The organism is Vibrio cidicii, from assembly GCF_009665415.1.
Taxonomy (GTDB): domain Bacteria; phylum Pseudomonadota; class Gammaproteobacteria; order Enterobacterales; family Vibrionaceae; genus Vibrio; species Vibrio cidicii.
On the sequence record NZ_CP035921.1, the window covers coordinates 761858 to 779907 of the forward strand.

At 47.7% G+C, this 18050-nt stretch carries 20 protein-coding genes; all 20 read right to left on the reverse strand.

Annotation, left to right across the window (positions count from 1 at the left end):
* Positions 1 to 71: 71 nt before the first annotated feature.
* Entirely contained in the window at positions 72 to 1286 is a 1215-nt protein-coding gene (ccmI, locus tag EWA64_RS04420) for a c-type cytochrome biogenesis protein CcmI (protein WP_061893381.1), read from the reverse strand.
* Complete coding sequence (locus tag EWA64_RS04425; protein WP_061893382.1) at positions 1286 to 1768, reverse strand: cytochrome c-type biogenesis protein; 483 nt, start codon at positions 1766 to 1768, stop codon at positions 1286 to 1288. Before EWA64_RS04425 ends, ccmI begins: the two co-directional genes overlap by 1 nt.
* A complete protein-coding gene (locus tag EWA64_RS04430; protein WP_061893383.1) occupies positions 1765 to 2319 on the reverse strand; it encodes a DsbE family thiol:disulfide interchange protein in 555 nt (184 codons plus the stop codon). The genes EWA64_RS04425 and EWA64_RS04430 overlap by 4 nt, the downstream gene beginning before the upstream one ends.
* A complete protein-coding gene (locus tag EWA64_RS04435) occupies positions 2320 to 4302 on the reverse strand; it encodes a heme lyase CcmF/NrfE family subunit (RefSeq protein ID WP_061893384.1) in 1983 nt (660 codons plus the stop codon). It lies immediately after the preceding gene.
* Complete coding sequence (ccmE, locus tag EWA64_RS04440) at positions 4299 to 4784, reverse strand: cytochrome c maturation protein CcmE (RefSeq protein WP_039465407.1); 486 nt, start codon at positions 4782 to 4784, stop codon at positions 4299 to 4301. The genes EWA64_RS04435 and ccmE overlap by 4 nt, the downstream gene beginning before the upstream one ends.
* On the reverse strand, positions 4781 to 4987 hold the full coding sequence (gene ccmD / locus EWA64_RS04445; protein WP_039465405.1) for a heme exporter protein CcmD: 207 nt from the start codon (positions 4985 to 4987) through the stop codon (positions 4781 to 4783). Before ccmD ends, ccmE begins: the two co-directional genes overlap by 4 nt.
* 11 nt (positions 4988 to 4998) lie before the next feature.
* On the reverse strand, positions 4999 to 5742 hold the full coding sequence (locus EWA64_RS04450) for a heme ABC transporter permease (protein ID WP_039465403.1): 744 nt from the start codon (positions 5740 to 5742) through the stop codon (positions 4999 to 5001).
* A gap of 107 nt (positions 5743 to 5849) precedes the next feature.
* Positions 5850 to 6518, reverse strand: a complete 669-nt coding sequence (gene ccmB, locus EWA64_RS04455; RefSeq protein ID WP_061893385.1) for a heme exporter protein CcmB — start codon at positions 6516 to 6518, stop codon at positions 5850 to 5852.
* A gap of 1 nt (position 6519) precedes the next feature.
* Positions 6520 to 7137: a cytochrome c biogenesis heme-transporting ATPase CcmA gene (gene ccmA / locus EWA64_RS04460; protein WP_039465399.1), complete on the reverse strand. Its 618-nt coding sequence runs from the start codon at positions 7135 to 7137 to the stop codon at positions 6520 to 6522.
* 230 nt (positions 7138 to 7367) lie between these two features.
* Complete coding sequence (locus EWA64_RS04465) at positions 7368 to 7865, reverse strand: DUF2802 domain-containing protein (RefSeq protein WP_061893386.1); 498 nt, start codon at positions 7863 to 7865, stop codon at positions 7368 to 7370.
* A complete protein-coding gene (locus tag EWA64_RS04470) occupies positions 7865 to 8359 on the reverse strand; it encodes a chemotaxis protein CheW (RefSeq protein ID WP_039430144.1) in 495 nt (164 codons plus the stop codon). Before EWA64_RS04470 ends, EWA64_RS04465 begins: the two co-directional genes overlap by 1 nt.
* 40 nt (positions 8360 to 8399) lie before the next feature.
* Entirely contained in the window at positions 8400 to 9464 is a 1065-nt protein-coding gene (locus tag EWA64_RS04475; protein ID WP_039465393.1) for a chemotaxis protein CheW, read from the reverse strand.
* Entirely contained in the window at positions 9457 to 10233 is a 777-nt protein-coding gene (locus EWA64_RS04480) for a ParA family protein (protein ID WP_039439988.1), read from the reverse strand. The genes EWA64_RS04475 and EWA64_RS04480 overlap by 8 nt, the downstream gene beginning before the upstream one ends.
* A gap of 8 nt (positions 10234 to 10241) precedes the next feature.
* Positions 10242 to 11372 carry a protein-glutamate methylesterase/protein-glutamine glutaminase gene (locus EWA64_RS04485; RefSeq protein WP_061893387.1) on the reverse strand — a complete coding sequence of 377 codons (1131 nt, stop codon included), beginning with the start codon at positions 11370 to 11372 and terminating at the stop codon, positions 10242 to 10244.
* 29 nt (positions 11373 to 11401) lie between these two features.
* Positions 11402 to 13630 (reverse strand): chemotaxis protein CheA, encoded by a 2229-nt coding sequence (locus tag EWA64_RS04490; RefSeq protein WP_061893388.1) that lies wholly within the window; start codon positions 13628 to 13630, stop codon positions 11402 to 11404.
* A 9-nt stretch (positions 13631 to 13639) separates the two neighbouring features.
* A complete protein-coding gene (locus tag EWA64_RS04495) occupies positions 13640 to 14380 on the reverse strand; it encodes a protein phosphatase CheZ (protein ID WP_061893389.1) in 741 nt (246 codons plus the stop codon).
* A 120-nt stretch (positions 14381 to 14500) separates the two neighbouring features.
* Positions 14501 to 14869 carry a chemotaxis response regulator CheY gene (cheY, locus tag EWA64_RS04500; protein WP_000697869.1) on the reverse strand — a complete coding sequence of 123 codons (369 nt, stop codon included), beginning with the start codon at positions 14867 to 14869 and terminating at the stop codon, positions 14501 to 14503.
* Between the two features lie 45 nt (positions 14870 to 14914).
* Positions 14915 to 15649, reverse strand: a complete 735-nt coding sequence (locus EWA64_RS04505; protein ID WP_061893390.1) for an RNA polymerase sigma factor FliA — start codon at positions 15647 to 15649, stop codon at positions 14915 to 14917.
* Positions 15642 to 16529, reverse strand: a complete 888-nt coding sequence (locus tag EWA64_RS04510; protein ID WP_061893391.1) for a MinD/ParA family protein — start codon at positions 16527 to 16529, stop codon at positions 15642 to 15644. Before EWA64_RS04510 ends, EWA64_RS04505 begins: the two co-directional genes overlap by 8 nt.
* A 13-nt stretch (positions 16530 to 16542) precedes the next feature.
* Positions 16543 to 18042, reverse strand: coding sequence for a flagellar biosynthesis GTPase FlhF (gene flhF / locus EWA64_RS04515; protein ID WP_061893392.1), 1500 nt, complete (start codon positions 18040 to 18042; stop codon positions 16543 to 16545).
* Positions 18043 to 18050: the final 8 nt, after the last annotated feature.

An 18050-nucleotide genomic window follows, 5' to 3' on the forward strand; every position in this document is an offset into this window, starting at 1 on the left:
CATCGTGACGACGAATCAATATAAAGGCCAGCAATCGCTGGCCCATAGATTTTACGCAATAGTAAACGAGATTAATATTGTTTATTAATGATTACTGTAACTGGCTGATTGATTGCAACTGGCTCACTTTCGCCATACCAATCATGATCGCGGGTGGTAACATTACCATCCGAGTCAAGCCGAGCCTTGACTATCACTTCGCTTAAGCTCGACAAATTTTGCCCCTGCATCATGCTGTTACTATCATCCAGCATCACTGTGCGCGGAAATGACCCGAATGGATAACGTGCCGCTGCAACGGGCATCGGTGACCCATCGGCACGATGCACCGAGACAATCAACACCGCATTCGGATCCGCTTGTACATTTGCTGCCAGTTCAATGGTAACAGCAACGCCGTTGGCGGAGGCGGCTCCCTCTCCCAAACGCTGTTTGGCACTTTCAATACTGCGAGTCAGCATCTCATAGCGGCTGTCTTCAGGGCCAATCATCTGCTGCATAATGCTCCAGTACTTCACTGCGGCGGCAAAATCTTGACGCTCAAAAGCATCAAACGCCAGTAAAGAGAAGACTCGCAAATCAACATAATCTTGCTGTACCAGTTCACCTAAAATAGACCGTGCATTGGCTTGATCCATTTCATCTTGTGACAACATCAGTGCTTGTGCATAACCCAGCTTGACGTCTGCGTCTTTGGGTTGAATATCGTACGCTTTTCGCATTGCATCAATTGCGGTGCTAATATCGCGGTTGGCCAGCGCAATACGCCCCAACAACAACCAGCCTGTGGAATCTTGCGGCTGGTAGTGCAAACGGGTACGCAGTGCCAGAGTCAGGTCCTGCATCTCTTCATCGCTGAGTGGCTCTGCAGTGGAAGACATCAGCTTTTTCGATAGCTCTGGCAAGTTGGCACTCACTTGATACCACGCCTCTACCTCTTGGTACGCGCCAAATTTGAGGTACAAGCCATAGCTGAGCACAATAGTAAGCAGTACAGAAGGAATAATCACCGCCGTGGAAGAAATTCGCGACTGCATCTTATCCATCTGCGATGGAATGTCGTCAAGGAGTGACTGCTTAAGATCGGCAATCAGTTCTTGTTGATCGACCACCAAACCTTCCGATGTTTCCTCTTGTAGCTCAGATAAACGGTCTTTGTAGAACGCCTTGTTCAGTTCGTCACGTAAGATGTCGTCATTGTTCTCTTTGCGCTTGATGAGCGGCAAAGCGATCATCACGCACGCTAGGACACTCAGGGCAACGGTGGATAACCAAAATAGTGTCATTACTGCTTGTCTCCGTTGTTTTCATCCTGAAGTAATGCTTTTAAACGCGCTTCTTTCTCTGCGTCCCATTTTTCTTGTTCAGTAGCACTGACCACCTTGCGTTTTCGGCTGCGCAAGATTATCAAAGAAAATCCGATGAGTAAGACCGACAGCGGCCCAAGCCAAAGGATGGACGTCGCGGCAGTAAGCGGCGGATTGTAAGTCACAAAATTGCCATAGCGCGCCACCATATAATCGATGATTTCTTGCTTAGACTTACCTTCTTTAGTCATCTCATACACTTTGTGGCGCAAATCTTGCGCTAACGCGGCGTTCGAATCCGCGATAGTGTTGTTCTGACATTTAGGACAGCGCAAAGTGTTGCCAAGCTCTTTAAACTGCTGTTCTTGCTGCAGACTGTCGAACTCGTACACTTCAATCGCCGCGTAGGTAGACAAAGAGAAAGTCATGGCGGTGAATAACGCCCAAATCCACTTTTTCATTGCTTCGCCTCCTGAACTAACTGCTTGTAGAGCGGCTCAAGGGTTTCAGCCCAGTTGCGCGGGTTAACATCCCCTACATGGCGATAGCGAATCACCCCTGCGGCGTCAATGACAAAGGTTTCGGGAGCCCCATACACACCGAGATCCAAGCCAAGCATACCGTTGCCATCAAACAAGCTAATCAGATAAGGATTGCCGAGATCGTTCAGCCATCCCACCGCTTTATTGCGATCATCTTTGTAATTCATTCCGATGATTTTCACCCCTTGCGAGGCGAGTTGATTGAGATACTGGTGCTCTGCATAGCAGGTGGGACACCAAGTCGCCCAAACATTGAGCAGTAGCGGCTCACCTTTGAAGATCGCTTGATCATAAAGCTTGCCCGGCGCCACCAGATCTTCCAAACGGAATTCAGGCACAGGCTTGCCGATAAGTACCGACTCCAATTTAGTGGGATCATCACCGTGTTGGTTTTTGACCAACTGAGTGGCAAAGGTCGCCGCGAGAATCAGAAAAATCGCCAGCGGAATAAAGAGTACTTTTTTATTCATTTACGCCTCCTGCTCTTGGTTTGTCATCGGCTCTTGGGCTCCTTTCTTCTTGCGAAAACGGTAGCGCCTGTCAGAAATCGCCAAAATACCGCCGAGTGACATGATGATAGAGCCAGCCCAGATCCAACGAACAAAAGGTTTGTAGTAGATACGTACTGCCCATGAGCGGTTGTCTTCCAAACGCTCACCCATTGCAATGTATAAATCACGCGTAATACCACGGTCGATCGCCGCCTCAGTCATCATCGATTTCGCTGTGCGGTAGAAACGCTTTTCCGCATGCAAGGTATTGATGTAATTACCATTATGACTAATTTCAAAGTCAGCGATATAGCCGTCGTAGTTCGGGCCGTCTTTATCTCTCAGGCCGGAGAAATAGAAGTCGTAGCCTTGGATTTGGAAATGCTCTCCCGGTGCCAGACGCACATCTCGCTCAATGCTGAAATTTTGCACCATGGCAATGCCGATGACCGTTACCGCCAAACCGACGTGGCCTAACATCATTGCCCAGTGGCTACGCTGCAGTTTACCTACGCCTTCAATGAATGAGTGGCGATGAGTCGCACGTTGATACAGTTCAAAAGCGTGCATTGTGATGATCCATATCGCCATCACCCAACCAATGTACGCCATGGCATCGAAGAAGTCGGCGAGCAAATAGACGCACAATGCGCCGAGAGCAAGTGAAATAGCCGCTGAGATCAGCATCGGCTTGTACAAAGATGAGAGCTGGTCACGCTTCCAGCGGATCAATGGACCAATACCCAGCAGGAAAGCAAACGGCATCATCAACCATGCGAACAGCATATTGAAGAATGGCGCACCAATCGAGACCGACCCCAAACCCAACTGCTTATGCACTAGCGGCAGCAAGGTGCCAACCAGCACCACCACCAGAGCGGCGATGAGCATGACGTTGTTGGCCAGCAAGGCATTTTCTCGGGAAATGAGATCAAAGTTGCCGCGAACTCGCACCGATGCACCTTTAACAGCAAACAGCAGCAGTGAACCGCCGATGACAAACACCAAGAAGCCAAGAATAAACATACCGCGCGCAGGATCAGAGGCAAAAGCATGCACCGAGACCAGAATACCCGAACGGACCAAGAAGGTGCCAAGCAGGCTGAGCGAAAACGCCGAAATCGCGAGTAGTACCGTCCAAGCTTTAAAAGTGCCGCGTTTTTCCGTGACCGCTAACGAGTGCATGAGCGCCGTGCCTGCCAACCAAGGCATGAACGAGGCGTTTTCTACTGGATCCCAGAACCACCAGCCGCCCCAGCCAAGCTCGTAATATGCCCACCAAGAACCCAGAGCAATGCCTAAGGTCAAAAAGACCCAAGCCGCCGTTGTCCACGGACGAGACCAACGCGCCCAAGCGGTATCCAATCGCCCAGTCATTAGCGATGCAATCGCAAACGAGAAAGCAACCGAAAAGCCGACGTAACCCATATAGAGCATTGGCGGATGAACGATAAGACCCGGGTCTTGCAGCAATGGGTTAAGATCGCGTCCATCCACAGGGAAGAAAGGTAGAGTGCGTAAGAATGGGTTCGATGTGACTATGATGAACAGCAAAAAGCCAACAGAGATCATCCCCATGACGGCCAACACTCGCGCAACCGATTCTTGCGGCATACCGCGGCTAAAAGTGGCAACGGCAACGGTCCAAGCAGCTTGGATCAAGACCCACAGCAGTAAAGAGCCCTCGTGAGCCCCCCAAACCGCGGTGAGACGATAATACCAAGGTAACTGGCTATTTGAGTTACTCGCGACATATTGCAAAGTAAAATCGTTGGCATAAAAGCCATACGCAAGCGCGGCAAAGGAGAAGAGCAACATCAAGAACATCGCCCAAGAGAGAGGGCGCGCACTGTTCATCAACATGGTGTTGTTGTTGGAAGCTCCCCACAAAGGCAATATGCTCAACAAAACAGCCATTGACAGAGAGAGGATCAGGGCAAAATGCCCAATTTCAGCAATCATTGACCACTCCCCTGTTTTTGCTCAGTGGTGTACTGCAACGGCGCATGATTTTTTTCCATCGCTTCAGCAATTTCTGGCGGCATGTACTCTTCATCGTGTTTTGCCAGCACTTCGAAAGCTTCTACTGTGGTTGCATTTTTGAGCACGCCTTGAGCCACAATGCCCTGCCCTTCACGGAACAGATCTGGGAGTATGCCCTCATATTCGATGGTTACTTTGGGCCCTACATCAGCAAGTTCGAAACTCACTTTTAATGATTCAGGATCGCGACGAACCGACCCCTTCACCACCATGCCGCCAATTCGAAGCCGCTGCCCCACTTCGGGTTTAGTACCATCATCTTTGCCTTGAACGAGCTCAGTTGGCGTGTAAAACAGGTCCATATTTTGGCTTAGCGCGTACAACATCAGACCAATGGTCGCCCCAATGCCGACAAAGATGGCTAAGATAATACTCAGTCTCTTTTTACGTCTTGGATTCATAGGGTGTTCTCCATATTCTTGGCGGCATCAATACGAGCTTGTCGATCAACTTTTGCTTTCACTTCCTCAAGCAAAGCACCTGTGCGGCGAGCACTGCTTACGTATAAAGCCAGCATGGCAAAAAAAGTAATAGCAAATGAGCCCCACACATACGCTGCGTAGCCACCCATTGCAAAAAAATCACTCAGAGATTCAAAATACATGGCTCAATACCTCACTGAGTTTTAGCCAAAGCGAGCTCTTTCACCCAAGGGCGATGACTCTCTTTACTTAAAATTTCATTACGAAAACGCACCATGGCAACCGCACCAAAGAAAAACGCAAAACCAAAAATGTTCAGAAGTAACGGCCAAAGCATTGAAGCTGATATGGACGGTTTGGCAAATTTAGTAATCGTGGCACCTTGATGAAGCGTATTCCACCACTCAACTGAAAAGTGGATAATCGGCAGGTTGACTACACCAACAATCGCCAATATGCCTGCGGCTTTCGCAGCGGTTTTTTGATCATCAAAAGCGTGATACAGAGCAATCACACCTAAATAGAGAAACAACAGGATCAACTCTGAAGTTAGGCGTGCATCCCAAACCCACCAAGTTCCCCACATGGGTTTACCCCAAACAGCCCCCGTCACTAACGCAATAAAGGTATACACAGCGCCAATTGGAGCCATCGCCAACGCAGCCATGTCGGCGAGACGTAATTGCCATACGATACCAATAAACGCGGCTATCGCCATCGACATGTACACACCCATAGACCAAATGGCCGATGGGACATGGATATAAATGATACGGAAACTATCGCCCTGTTGGTAATCTGATGGGGCAAACGCTAGCCCCCAAATACTGCCAACGAGCAACAAAATTAGGGCCAGCACAGAAAACCAAGGCAACAATTTACCACTGAGTTGGTAAGCTGCCTCCGGCTTTGCATAGGGATGGAGCCATTTCCACATGTCTATTTCTCACTCTACTTCACAGGACACAAACAGCGTGTGACACACTCGCTGTGCGATCGTTATTTTTATTTGTGTAATCTTGTTGCAAAGGTGATTTGGCACACCTAGTTAACGCTGACCCTCAGAGCTGCGCTTATTGCAAATGGAGTTAAGGTTGTTGCTCCCACGAGCATCGCACCCAAAATGGCCAGTTGGCCGCTGTAACCCATTCCTAATGCCGCGGCATCAATCGCCGAGGTAGCAAAAATCAAAATAGGGATGTACAGAGGTAGGATCAATAAGCTCAATAGCACACCACCTTTTTGTAACCCGACAGTTAACCCGACACCGATAGCACCGATAAAACTGAGCGTCGGTGTGCCCACAAGCAGTGTCAACACCACCGCTAACCAAGTACTAAAGTCGAGCGATAAAATAATCGCCAATACTGGACTAATCAAAATCAGCGGCAAGCCTGTCAATACCCAATGGGATATGACCTTGGAGATCACCACAAGTTGTAATGGGATTGGCATCAGCATCATTTGCTCAAGCGAGCCATCTTGAAAATCGTCACGAAATAATCGCTCAAGCGATAATAAAGCTGAAAGCAGCGCAGCAACCCACACAATGCCTGCAGCGATTCGTGCTAATAGATTGGGCTCTGGACCAATGCTGAGTGGAAATAAGGTAATCACGATGATGAAAAACCACAGTGGATTTAATACGTCAGCTTGACGTCGAAACGCTATCAGCAATTCACGGCGGATAATGGTCGTCATGGCCGAAATCATATTAGTCACCCAACTTAATTTTTCTGAGTTTCGGACTATCAGCAAACATGTCCTGATGTGTCGTCAAAATCACAATGCCGTCATTCTCAGCGTGATGAGCAAAAAGCGCCTCTAGAACTTTTACCCCTTGCTTATCTATCGCAGTGAGCGGTTCATCCAAAATCCAGAGAACTTGTTTGCTCAGCCACAACCGCGCCAGTGCAACTCTTCGCTGCTGACCCGCAGACAGTTGGCCGACCGGTACATCTTCTCGACCGACAAGTCCGACTTTAGCCAAGGCTTGAAAAATCGCCTCCTGGGAAGAAGAGTGCTGGTGAACAGATTGATAAAAACTGAGATTTTCAAATGCTGTCAGCTCTCTTTTTACTCCGGTCTGGTGACCGAGAAATAAGAGATCTTGATGAAACTCATCTCTGCTTTTGTCAATTCGCTCCCCTTTCCACAGGATCTCTCCCTCTTCTTTGTCGCCTAACCCTGTGATAATGCGCAGCAAAGTGGTTTTGCCAGTGCCGTTACGCCCCTCGATCTGCACCAGTTCTCCGGGTTGGATAGAAAATGTCAAGTTCTCGAAAAGAACGCGTTCGTCACGAATCGCAGTTAGATTTGATACTTCCAGCATAAGCTTCATGGCTACATAAAATGAGCGGGTATATTAGCACATCTGTTCCGAGACAAGACAGGATATCAGGGTGTTCAACTTTGTAACTTCGTGAGAAATTGTTAACTGCTATCACAATTATTTAAATCTACGTCTAAAGGGGGATAGAGAATGGTTGAACCTTGTTCCAAGTGTTTCATGCAAAAGCAAAAAAGAAGCCGAAGCTTCTTTTTATTTAACTGATTTCACGTTTATCGGCGTCCTTTGGGACGTTGAGCGCGCGGAGGCTCAAATTCATTGGGATGACCACTCAACGGCGGAATTTTCTCTTTACCCGCAATTTTCTTTTGCAGTGACAGCATCAGCTCCGCTTCAGCCTTAGGTAGCTCACACTCTTCAATCAGCTCGTTAATATCCGCACCGAGCTGAACCATCTTACTTGCTCTAGTGTAGAGTCGGCCATCTGTATCCGCCTGCTCTAACTCCACAATACGCTCGTTGAGATGTTGAATAATATCTTGCTGTTCAGTCACTCTCTGCCCCAGCCCGACAACAACGGAGCGCACTTCAAGTAACTGTTTATTCGCCTTTTGTAGCTCTTTTTCAACGCTGCGCTGTTGCAGACGCTGTTGATCTTGCTGCTTCTGCAAGACATTCTTCGTACGCCACTGCACTAATAACAGCAGCAACACCACCAATACAGCCCCACTGATCCACACTGCGGGGCTTTGGAAAAACGCGTCAGCCATTACAGATGAGCCATCTCATCCCATTCTTCGTCAGTCAGGAGTTTGTTCAAGTCAACCAAGATCAGCAGCTTACCGTCACGGTTGCTGACACCTTGAATGAACTTAGCACTCTCATCGGTACCCACTGAAGGTGTTGAATCGATTTCAGAAGAACGTAGATAAACGACTTCAGCTACACTGTCTACCAAGATACCAATCACTTGATGTTCAGACTCAATCACAATAATACGTGTGTTATCCGTCACTTCACCTTCCATCAAACCAAAACGGGCACGCGTGTCGATAACGGTTACGACATTGCCACGTAGGTTGATAATGCCTAGCACATAATCAGGGGCGCCAGGAACTGGAGCGATTTCCGTGTAGCGAAGAACTTCGCGCACCTGCATTACGTTGATGCCGTAAGTTTCTTCTTCCAGCTGGAACGTCACCCACTGAAGTACTTCATCACTTGTTTTATCTTTTTTCACTTCTACTTCGTTAGAATGAGACATAGGTAATCCTCGTTAATGTCGTTCCCGACTTCTCAAATGCTTAATTTAGTGATTTTACATCTAGTCCGGCATTTAGCATGGAAATTAATGCTTCTACATGAATTAAAGCACACATTTTTTCTTTCACCATCCCAGCAAGCCACGGACGTTTACCCGATTGCTCGCGCCAACGCACCTTCTGCGGATAAAGTAACTCGGTCCCTAAAAGCTTACTGCTGGCAAGCCCCCACATGCTAGACCCCAACATAACGATGTACTGATAGTGGGCTTTGTACTCGTCATCTTTCAGTTTGTCCGGCATCACCCACTTGGCCGTATCGACCACATCTAGCTGCTGATCGCGATTTGTCTGTAGACCAAGATACCATCCGGGGCGACCAATCAAGTGGTTTAGTGTGGTCATCTGGTGAATGCCGCCAAGCTCATCCAGCGGCACAGCAAATGTGACGCTATTGACTTCAAAATAGAGTACCTGAAACGCTTCTGAGCGTTGAGTTGAGGTCCACTCACGTTTCCCTGCACCAGAAGTTTGCGTCTCAGGTTTCGGTTCTACTTTTACATGCTCTTCTATTTTTGCTTCAAGCTCGACCTGCTCTTGTACTGTCCTCTCTGGTTCTATCTCATCAATAGTAGGTTGGGCGATTGACAATTCCGAAAGGGTCCAATCTTGGATCTCTTCAACCTCATCAGCAATATCCCACTCTTGAATTTCTTCAACCAAGTCGACTTGCGAAACAAAAACCTCTTGCTCTACAGGTTTAAGCGTCTCTTCTTTCAAACTGGCTATTTGCGCAGTATTTTGCTCAAGTAGCTCATCAATACCCAGCTCATCAACCACGTTGGTTGATTCCAATTGACTTAGAAGACGCTGAACATCCTCAAGATTGGGCGCTTCAAGTTCTTTAACCTCTATTTCCGCGTAACTGTATGATTCCGGTTCTGAATACTGTAGCTTCAACTCGGGCTCATGCTCTGACGTCTGCCACATAGCCTCGGAACTCGGCTCGGTGATAATCAGCTCAAGCTCCTGCTCTTCGGATAGTAAAGCACTGAAATAATCGTCTAAAGCTTGTTCGCTCGATAACACCGCTTCTTTGCTACTCATCAATCGCCAACCTCTCGAGGTAAATCAGCAACTGCTTGTAAGCAAATACACCGCGGCTGCCATCCGCAAAGTGCGAAGCTGGGAGGCGTTTTAAACTTGCATCTCTAAATTTAGTGTCAATTGGCACCGCCGATGTCCAAACTTTATCAGGATAATCTTTTTTCAACTGGGTTAATGTTTGCAAAGATGCCTTAGTTCGTTTGTCATACATGGTCGGAACTATCGTCACTTTAAACGGATCACGACGAGACTTTTGCATAATGGTCAGCGTTCGGATCATGCGTTCTAACCCCTTCATGGCAAGAAATTCCGTCTGAACGGGGATCAAAATACGATCACTCGCTGCCAACGCATTGACCATCATCACACCCAGAATCGGCGGGCAGTCAATCAGTACGTAGTCGTACTCTTTCGACAACGCCATCAAAGCACGCTTGAGAATCAACCCCATCCCACTGCGGTTACCCATAACACGATCTAGAGTCGCCAAAGACATGTGCGCCGGAATTATGTCGATGCCTTCGATATCGGTTTTCATCACCAGAGGTTTTACGCTCTCACGACTAAACTCTCTAAGCTGGAATAAATCAAAAAGACTACTAGACACTCCGTCGGGGTCAAACCCAAGATAAGTAGTCAAAGAAGCATGGGGGTCAGTGTCAACTAACAACACGCTATGCCCTTTCTTACTCAGCAAGCCAGCTAAAGTCACTGTGGTGGTCGTTTTTCCGACGCCGCCTTTTTGGTTCGCTACACTCCAGACAATCATACCTTTCCTTAGGCCAGCCCAACTTCAACCAGCATACGCTCAGCAATACGATCTAAAGGCAGGTCTTCACTGGAAATTCCTGCTTTTGCCACCGCCTGAGGCATACCGTAGACAACGCAGCTCTCTTCGTCTTGAGCCCAAATCGTTGAGCCTGCGGATTTAAGCATGCGTGCACCTTCTCGCCCGTCAGCTCCCATACCAGTCAGTACCATAGAAAGGACTTTGTCCGCATAAATTTTTGCCGCTGAGCCGAAGGTCACGTCCACACAAGGTTTATAGTTCATTCGCTCGCCGCCATCGATAATTCTCAATCGCGCAGCACCAGGCCGACCATCAATCATCATCTGCTTACCACCAGGTGCCAAGTAAGCAACGCCAGCTTGTAACACATCACCATCTTCCGCTTCTTTCACTTGGATTTTACACAGTGAATTTAAACGGCTTGCAAAGGCAGCAGTGAACGTTGCTGGCATGTGTTGAATTAAAACAATAGGATGCGGGTAATTAGCAGGCAATTTAGTGAGAATTTTTTGAAGTGCGACGGGGCCACCAGTAGAAGTGCCAATCGCAGTAAGCTGATATTTTTTCCCGGAAGAGCGAAATTTTGTTGCCACTGGCGCTCGAGTAGGCGCTGGTGCAGCTACATCACGGCGCAACCCAAAATTGCCACGCATGCTGCCTGAAGGCGAAGCTGGTGCTGTTCTCTCAACAGGTTGAGCAACAGGGCGACGCATAAAAGCACGTTTTGCCGCAATCTGCAGAACACGCTGCTGCAACAAAGACACTGCTTCATCACGGTTGCGTGCGATGTCTTCAAATTTTTTCGGTAGAAAATCCAAAGCCCCAGCGTCAAGTGCATCGAGCGTGGCTTTGGCACCATCATGAGTCAAAGAAGAAAACATTAGAATCGGCGTCGGGACCGACGCCATAATTTCACGAACAGCCGAAATGCCATCCATAACCGGCATTTCGATGTCCATTGTAATGACGTCTGGCTTGAGGCGCTGAGCTTTCTCAACCGCCTCTTTCCCGTTGACTGCAACGTCAATCACCTCTAGGCGCGATTCGGCATTGATGATTTCACTGACGCGTCGTCTGAAAAAGCTTGAATCATCAACTACTAATACTTTAATCGCCATTTGAATCCTTATAAAAATCGTGGCTCAAATTATATCCGCGAAGCGGCTGCATATTGTTTGAGCAGATCCGGCACATCCAGAATCAAAGCAATGTGGCCATCACTGGTAATGGTTGCACCCGCCATTCCCGGCGTACCTTGCAGCAAGTTATCCAGTGGTTTAATAACAACCTCTTCTTGGCCAATCAAGGTATCGACAACAAAACCGACACGCTGACTACCAATCTGTACGATAACCACGTGACCGTGCCCTTTACGCAGTTGAACTTTACCCGCTTTAGGCGCAAGCCAGTTTTGCAAGTAGAACAGCGGAATAGACTTGTCGCGCACAATAATGGTTAATTGCCCGTCAACAATATTTGTTCGGCTGAGGTCAAGATGGAAGATCTCGTTTACAGAAGCCAGCGGCAATGCAAATGGATGCCCCGCGACTCCAACCATTAAGGTCGGAAGAATGGCCAGAGTCAAAGGAACTTTGATAGTGATCTTGGTCCCTTTGCCCATTTCAGAATCAATATCAATCGAGCCGTTTAACGTGTTGATTGCTGTCTTAACCACATCCATCCCAACACCACGCCCAGAGATGTCTGATATCTTCTCTTTACTAGAGAAACCTGGCGCAAAAATGAGATTAAAACACTCTTTGTTTGACAAACGAGCGGCAGCATCTTCGTCCATCATACCCCGTTTGACCGCAATACCGCGCAGCTTATCGGGATCCATACCTCCGCCGTCATCGACAATCGCTAGTTCAATGTGATCCCCTTCCTGGGATGCAGAGAGAATGACTTTACCCGTACGAGTTTTCCCCACTTTGACTCGATCTTCAGGCATTTCGATGCCATGGTCTACAGAGTTACGTACTAAGTGAATCAATGGATCAGCCAGGGCTTCAACCAAGTTTTTATCCAGATCTGTTTCTTCGCCGCGCATTTCCAGCACGATGTCTTTTTGCAGACTACGCGCAAGATCTCGAACCACGCGAGGGAAGCGACCAAATACTTTCTTAATTGGCTGCATGCGCGTTTTCATGACAGCGCCTTGCAGATCGGCAGTTACAACGTCTAAGTTAGCAACCGCTTTGGCCATCTCTTCGTCGTTGCTATTCAAACCAAGGCTGAGTAACCGGTTACGCACCAACACTAGCTCACCGACCATGTTCATAATGGTATCGAGAGTCGAGGTATCAACACGAACTGTCGCCTCTGCTTGTGGCTTTTTCGCCGCAGCGACAGCGGGTGCTTTTGCTTCTTGCGTTGCTGGTGGAGCAGGAGGCGCAGCTTTAGCGACAGCAGGCGATGCTTGCGGTGCTGGTTTTACAGCTGGTTTCTCTGCAGGTTTAGGCGTTTCTTTAACGTTTGCTGAAGCAGGCTTAGTTGCCATTTCCAGTTCTTCAATCGAAGGTCCTTTACCAGTACCGTGCAGCTCGTCGAGCAGTTTTTCAAACTCTTCATCGGTCATCAGATCACTGTCTGCAGCAGCAACTGACTTGGCTGGTGGGGTTGCCGGCGCTGCAGGTGACACAGATGTAAAGTCTGATGAGGAAGGGCTCTTACCAGCCCCATGTAATTCGTCTAAAAGTTTTTCAAACTCATCATCGGTAATATCACCATTGTCAACGGCTGGAGCTGCAGCTGCGGCTGGTTTAACTACTGGTGCAGCGACGTCGTTAGGCTTGCCGGGAGCTGAGCCTTTACCATGCAATTCATCAAGCAGTTTTTCAAATTCATCTTGGGTGATTTCATCGACAGAAGAAGCACTGACCGCCGTTGGTGCCGTTTCTTCTGGAACAGGCTCTTCGATGATGGGTTCCGGTTCAAGCTCTGCTTCTGCGATGTCTATTGTTTCTTCAGCAACTTCATCTTCAGACTCTGGTCGACAAAGACGATGAAGTTCGTCCAACAAAGCCGGGTCTGCGGCCTGTAAAGGCTCATGATCCTGAACTGCTTTAAACTGGGTATTCACCGTATCCAGAGCACGTAACATGGTATCCATCAGTGAAGGCGTAACGGAACGCTGCCCATTACGCAACACATCAAACACGTTCTCTGCACCGTGACAGGTATCAACGAGTTCAGCGAGTGATAGAAAACCAGCACCACCTTTAACAGTATGGAATCCACGGAAAATAGCGTTTAGAAGATCCCTGTCTTCTGGATTATTTTCCAATTCTACTAACTGCTCAGAAAGCAGTTCCAGAATTTCCCCGGCTTCAATTAAGAAGTCTTGTAGGATATCTTCGTCTAAATCGTAGCTCATACGTTACCTTTAAAATCCGAGACTGGATAACAAATCATCGACTTCATCTTGCGACGCAACTGCATCCTCACGAAGTTCTGGGTGCAAAATCGGCCCTTCGGGCGCGCTTCCACTTTTTTCTTTGTTGGCACTTGGGGTGGTGTCTAAAACATTTTCTTTTAATGGTTTGTTTGCAGCAAAGACGGTTAGTATTTCGACTAGTCGCCCTTCCACTTCATTGACCAAATTTATGACTCTACGGATTATCTGTCCTGTAAGATCCTGAAAATCCTGAGCCATTAATATTTCTGTTAATTGATTTCTCAGCTCAGTGCTGTCCCCTTCAACCTGAACCAATAACTCGTCAATACGATGACAAAGGGCCTTGAACTCACTCAGTTCGATGCGGCCACGCATTAACTCGTTCCACTGCGGCCTAACCTGCAACAAGCAATGGTGCAAGTTATCCGCCATCGGTAGACAATGCTCGACAGCATCCATGGTTTTATTGGCGGCAACTTCGGTTTTATCAATGACGTATTGAAGGCGATCCCTCGCATCCGGGATTTCATCTTGAGCGATTTCCGTCATTCGCTGATCAAACGCGAAGTGTTTCAGTGAATCGTGGAGATCTCTGGTCAAAACACCAATTTCCTGCAGCATAAGGTTTCCCTTATCCTCGTAAATTGAAGCGACCAAAGCATCTGCCTGTGCCTGTTCACCACTTTCCAGCAATTCAACTAGAGACTTTGCTTGCTCTAATGAGATCATTCTGAATAGACCCTTTTCGTTTTATGCTTCGTAAGCATGCTGCGCTGAGAGCCGCTAAGATCGAATTTTGAGTTTTTCTTAGGTTATAGCAGCTCTGACGAAGTTATTTTCCAACGAGTCTTATAAACGTTCGAAAATTTTATCTAATTTCTCTTTCAGGGTTGCAGCAGTGAACGGCTTAACGATATAACCATTTACCCCAGCTTGAGCCGCTTCAATAATCTGCTCACGTTTCGCTTCTGCGGTAATCATTAACACTGGCAAGTGTTTAAGCTCCTCATCGGCACGAATATTTTTCAGTAGATCGATACCCTGCATGCCAGGCATGTTCCAATCCGTCACGACGAAATCGAAATCACCTTTTTTCAGCATAGGTAACGCTGTCAAACCATCGTCCGCCTCTTGGGTGTTGTTAAAGCCCAGATCACGAAGCAGGTTCTTTACAATACGGCGCATTGTTGAGAAATCATCAACAATAAGGATCTTCATGTTTTTATTCAAAATTGCCTCCACTGAATTTCACAATCAGTGTCTTTAGTCATGTTGTGTCCAAGCACTAAGTTTAGTACGAAGACGTTGCATGGATTGGCTCAATATCTGACTGACACGTGACTCGCTAACACTCAGAATTTCCCCAATTTCTTTTAAGTTTAGCTCTTCATCATAATAGAGCGAAAGTACCAAAGCTTCACGCTCTGGAAGCTGTTTTATTGATTCAACCAATGCTTTTCTGAAATATTCGTCAGCAACACCTTTAAATGGGGTGTTATCTTCAGAATCTTCGACTGAGGTGATGACGTCATCTGAAACGCCTAGATCCTCAATACCAATCAGACGAGAGCAATTTATATCAGTCAACGCAGCGTGGTATTGCTCCATGGTTAACCCCATGTGAGCAGCCACTTCAGCGTCATTGGGATCACGATTGAGAATGCCTTCCAATTCTGCAATCGCGTGACTAATTTCTCGGTTGTTTTTATGGACCGAACGCGGAACCCAGTCACCACGCCTGATATCATCCAGCATGGCACCACGAATACGGATTCCTGCGTAAGTTTCAAAACTAGCGCCTTTTGAAGCATCGTAATTTTGCTGCGCTTCAATCAACCCTATCATACCCGCTTGGATGAGGTCTTCCACTTGTACACTGGGTGGTAGCCGCCCCAACAGATGATGCGCAATGCGTTTGACCAACACAGAATACCTCTCGATAAACAGCTTTTGGCTGTTTACATTGGCGTGTTGATCATAGGTTAGCGCTTTATTCACCAAACGGTTCCTCTAAAAATTCATTGCGGCTTAGTAATCGCTCGACAAAAAACTCAAGATGTCCGCTTGGGGTCTTCGGAATCGGCCAGGTCAAAGCTTTGCTTGCCAATGAACTGATCGCCAGCGCTGCCGGAGAACGCGGGAAGGCGTCAACGACTATCTTTTGTTTTTTAACCGCTTGTCGAACTTTATCATCTAATGGGATACATGCTACGAGTTCGAGGCTCACATTCAAGAATCGCTCTGTGACCAAAGTCAATTTTGCAAACAATTCTCGCCCTTCACGGTAGCTTCTGACCATATTTGCAACAATCTTGAAGCGTTGCACCTGATGCTCTTTGCTTAACAACTTAATTAAAGCATAAGCATCGGTAATTGACGTAGGTTCATCACAAACTACAACCAAAACATCCTGTGCGGCACGCGAAAAGCTGATCACCATGTCTGAAATGCCCGCTGCGGTGTCAATCAACAGCACGTCCATTTCATCTTCTAAACTCCCAAAGGCACGGATTAAGCCAACGTGCTGTGCGTGTGAAAGCTCAGTCATGCTTTGTGTTCCGGAAGTCGCGGGTATTATTCTAATACCATATGGTCCTTCAACAATAGCATCTTTTAATTCACACTCACCAGCTAAGACATGCCCTAAGTTGCGTTTTGAACGAATTCCGAGCATAACGTCGACATTTGCTAGGCCAAGGTCGGCATCAAGTACCATAACTTTTTTGCCTTGACGTGCCATGGCTATCGCTAATCCTAGGGTAACATTCGATTTACCCACACCACCTTTGCCACCTGTCACTGCGATAACTTTAGTGAGCGAAGGTTTTGTTAAGCGACGGAGGCCGCTTGCTTGATCATGTATCATATTCTCAGTCATAATTGTCCGCCGCCTAGAATCCTTCGTTGTCACTGTTCCAGTAGTGAGGTTCATTCTCTGTCGACTTCTCAAGCAGTTCATTCGCTTTCGCGATCATGTATTTCGGTTGTGCAATCACGATGTCTTCAGGAACTCTTTGTCCATTGGCGATATAAGCCACAGGTAAAGCGTTTTGAATTACAACGCTGATAAACTCCCCCAAGCTCAACGATTCGTCGAGTTTAGTCAGGATGCAGCCTGATAGAGGAATTCGTCGGAAATGTTCGATAGTTTCCTGAAGGACTCTGCGTTGCGCCGTTGCGGGAAGAACAAGATAGCTATGGATAACTTCGCCACTTTCTTGCATTAACGTGTCTAACTGTTCGGACAAACGAACATCACGCTGCCCCATGCCTGCAGTATCAACCAAAACGAGTTTTCTATTTCTCAACTGGTAGATTACATCGGCTAACTCTTTAGAATCTTTAGCAACTTTTACCGGGCAGCCCATAATTCTGCCGTAAATAGAGAGTTGCTCATGTGCTCCGATTCGATAGGTATCGGTGGTGACCAGGGCAACGTTATTCGCCCCGTATTCCATTGCCGCACGAGCCGCGAGTTTAGCGATCGTGGTGGTTTTCCCTACTCCTGTAGGGCCAAGCAGGGCAACAACGCCACCTCGTTTCAAGATATCTTGCTTAGTGATCGTAATCTGATCTGAAACGAGAGCCAGTAGTGCTTTCCAAGCCCGTGCGGGTTTGGTGTCTTCAGGAATGTAGCAAGCCATTTGGTCAGCCAGCTCTGGTGACACTCCCATGCGTTCAAGGCGTTTGATCAGCATAGCGCGCAGTGGTTCTCGACGCTCCACTTCTTGCCAAAGAAGGCCAGAGACTTGATGTTCAAGCAGACGACGAATTGAGGTCATCTCTTCACGCATGTTCTCCAACTCGTTGGCTGATTCATCGCTCTCCTGAGGAAGCTGACGGCGATCATAACGGGTTGGATCAAGACGGGGTTGCGGCTTATCAATTCGTCGGTCTTCGGCGATCAGCTTAGCGAGCGGTGAGTTTTCACGCACCCGAACAGAGCTATTTTGATCGTCACGGTGTTTGGATTGGCGTTGCAACAGGGCCGATAATGAATCTTCGTTTTCGCTTCTGCGTTGTGGTTCATCACTCTGCTGGTTGTACTGTTTCAGCATATTGGCAAAGCGCTTGGTCATTGAGCCGTTGTCGCTTTTTGCGCTGCTTTCGCTACGCAAACTGACGCGATCATCTTCAACCGCGCGAGAGACCTGACGCCCAGCGGAGCTACTTGAAAACTGCCCGGGTTCTTGTAGCGCGTTTGCTGCCTGTCTGCGGCTTGATGTAGCAGCAAAAGTCGAAGACGCGCTGTCCCCGTCAATGGCAGCAACGATCTCCACTCCTCCAGCCACTTTTTTATTGGACATGATCACCGCGTCCGCTCCCAGTTCTTCTTTCACTTGGAGGAGCGCCGTTCTCATGTCTTTGGCAAAAAATCGTTTTATTTTCAAACCATTCG

Excerpts from the sequence above, each read along its gene's own strand:
- ccmI (WP_061893381.1), bottom strand. The coding sequence starts at position 1,286 with ATGACACTATTTTGGTTATCCACCGTTGCCCTGAGTGTCCTAGCGTGC.
- EWA64_RS04425 (WP_061893382.1), bottom strand. The coding sequence starts at position 1,768 with ATGAAAAAGTGGATTTGGGCGTTATTCACCGCCATGACTTTCTCTTTG.
- EWA64_RS04430 (WP_061893383.1), bottom strand. The coding sequence starts at position 2,319 with ATGAATAAAAAAGTACTCTTTATTCCGCTGGCGATTTTTCTGATTCTC.
- EWA64_RS04435 (WP_061893384.1), bottom strand. The coding sequence starts at position 4,302 with ATGATTGCTGAAATTGGGCATTTTGCCCTGATCCTCTCTCTGTCAATG.
- ccmE (WP_039465407.1), bottom strand. The coding sequence starts at position 4,784 with ATGAATCCAAGACGTAAAAAGAGACTGAGTATTATCTTAGCCATCTTT.
- ccmD (WP_039465405.1), bottom strand. The coding sequence starts at position 4,987 with ATGTATTTTGAATCTCTGAGTGATTTTTTTGCAATGGGTGGCTACGCA.
- EWA64_RS04450 (WP_039465403.1), bottom strand. The coding sequence starts at position 5,742 with ATGTGGAAATGGCTCCATCCCTATGCAAAGCCGGAGGCAGCTTACCAA.
- ccmB (WP_061893385.1), bottom strand. The coding sequence starts at position 6,518 with ATGATTTCGGCCATGACGACCATTATCCGCCGTGAATTGCTGATAGCG.
- ccmA (WP_039465399.1), bottom strand. The coding sequence starts at position 7,137 with ATGCTGGAAGTATCAAATCTAACTGCGATTCGTGACGAACGCGTTCTT.
- EWA64_RS04465 (WP_061893386.1), bottom strand. The coding sequence starts at position 7,865 with ATGGCTGACGCGTTTTTCCAAAGCCCCGCAGTGTGGATCAGTGGGGCT.
- EWA64_RS04470 (WP_039430144.1), bottom strand. The coding sequence starts at position 8,359 with ATGTCTCATTCTAACGAAGTAGAAGTGAAAAAAGATAAAACAAGTGAT.
- EWA64_RS04475 (WP_039465393.1), bottom strand. The coding sequence starts at position 9,464 with ATGAGTAGCAAAGAAGCGGTGTTATCGAGCGAACAAGCTTTAGACGAT.
- EWA64_RS04480 (WP_039439988.1), bottom strand. The coding sequence starts at position 10,233 with ATGATTGTCTGGAGTGTAGCGAACCAAAAAGGCGGCGTCGGAAAAACG.
- EWA64_RS04485 (WP_061893387.1), bottom strand. The coding sequence starts at position 11,372 with ATGGCGATTAAAGTATTAGTAGTTGATGATTCAAGCTTTTTCAGACGA.
- EWA64_RS04490 (WP_061893388.1), bottom strand. The coding sequence starts at position 13,630 with ATGAGCTACGATTTAGACGAAGATATCCTACAAGACTTCTTAATTGAA.
- EWA64_RS04495 (WP_061893389.1), bottom strand. The coding sequence starts at position 14,380 with ATGATCTCATTAGAGCAAGCAAAGTCTCTAGTTGAATTGCTGGAAAGT.
- cheY (WP_000697869.1), bottom strand. The coding sequence starts at position 14,869 with ATGAAGATCCTTATTGTTGATGATTTCTCAACAATGCGCCGTATTGTA.
- EWA64_RS04510 (WP_061893391.1), bottom strand. The coding sequence starts at position 16,529 with ATGACTGAGAATATGATACATGATCAAGCAAGCGGCCTCCGTCGCTTA.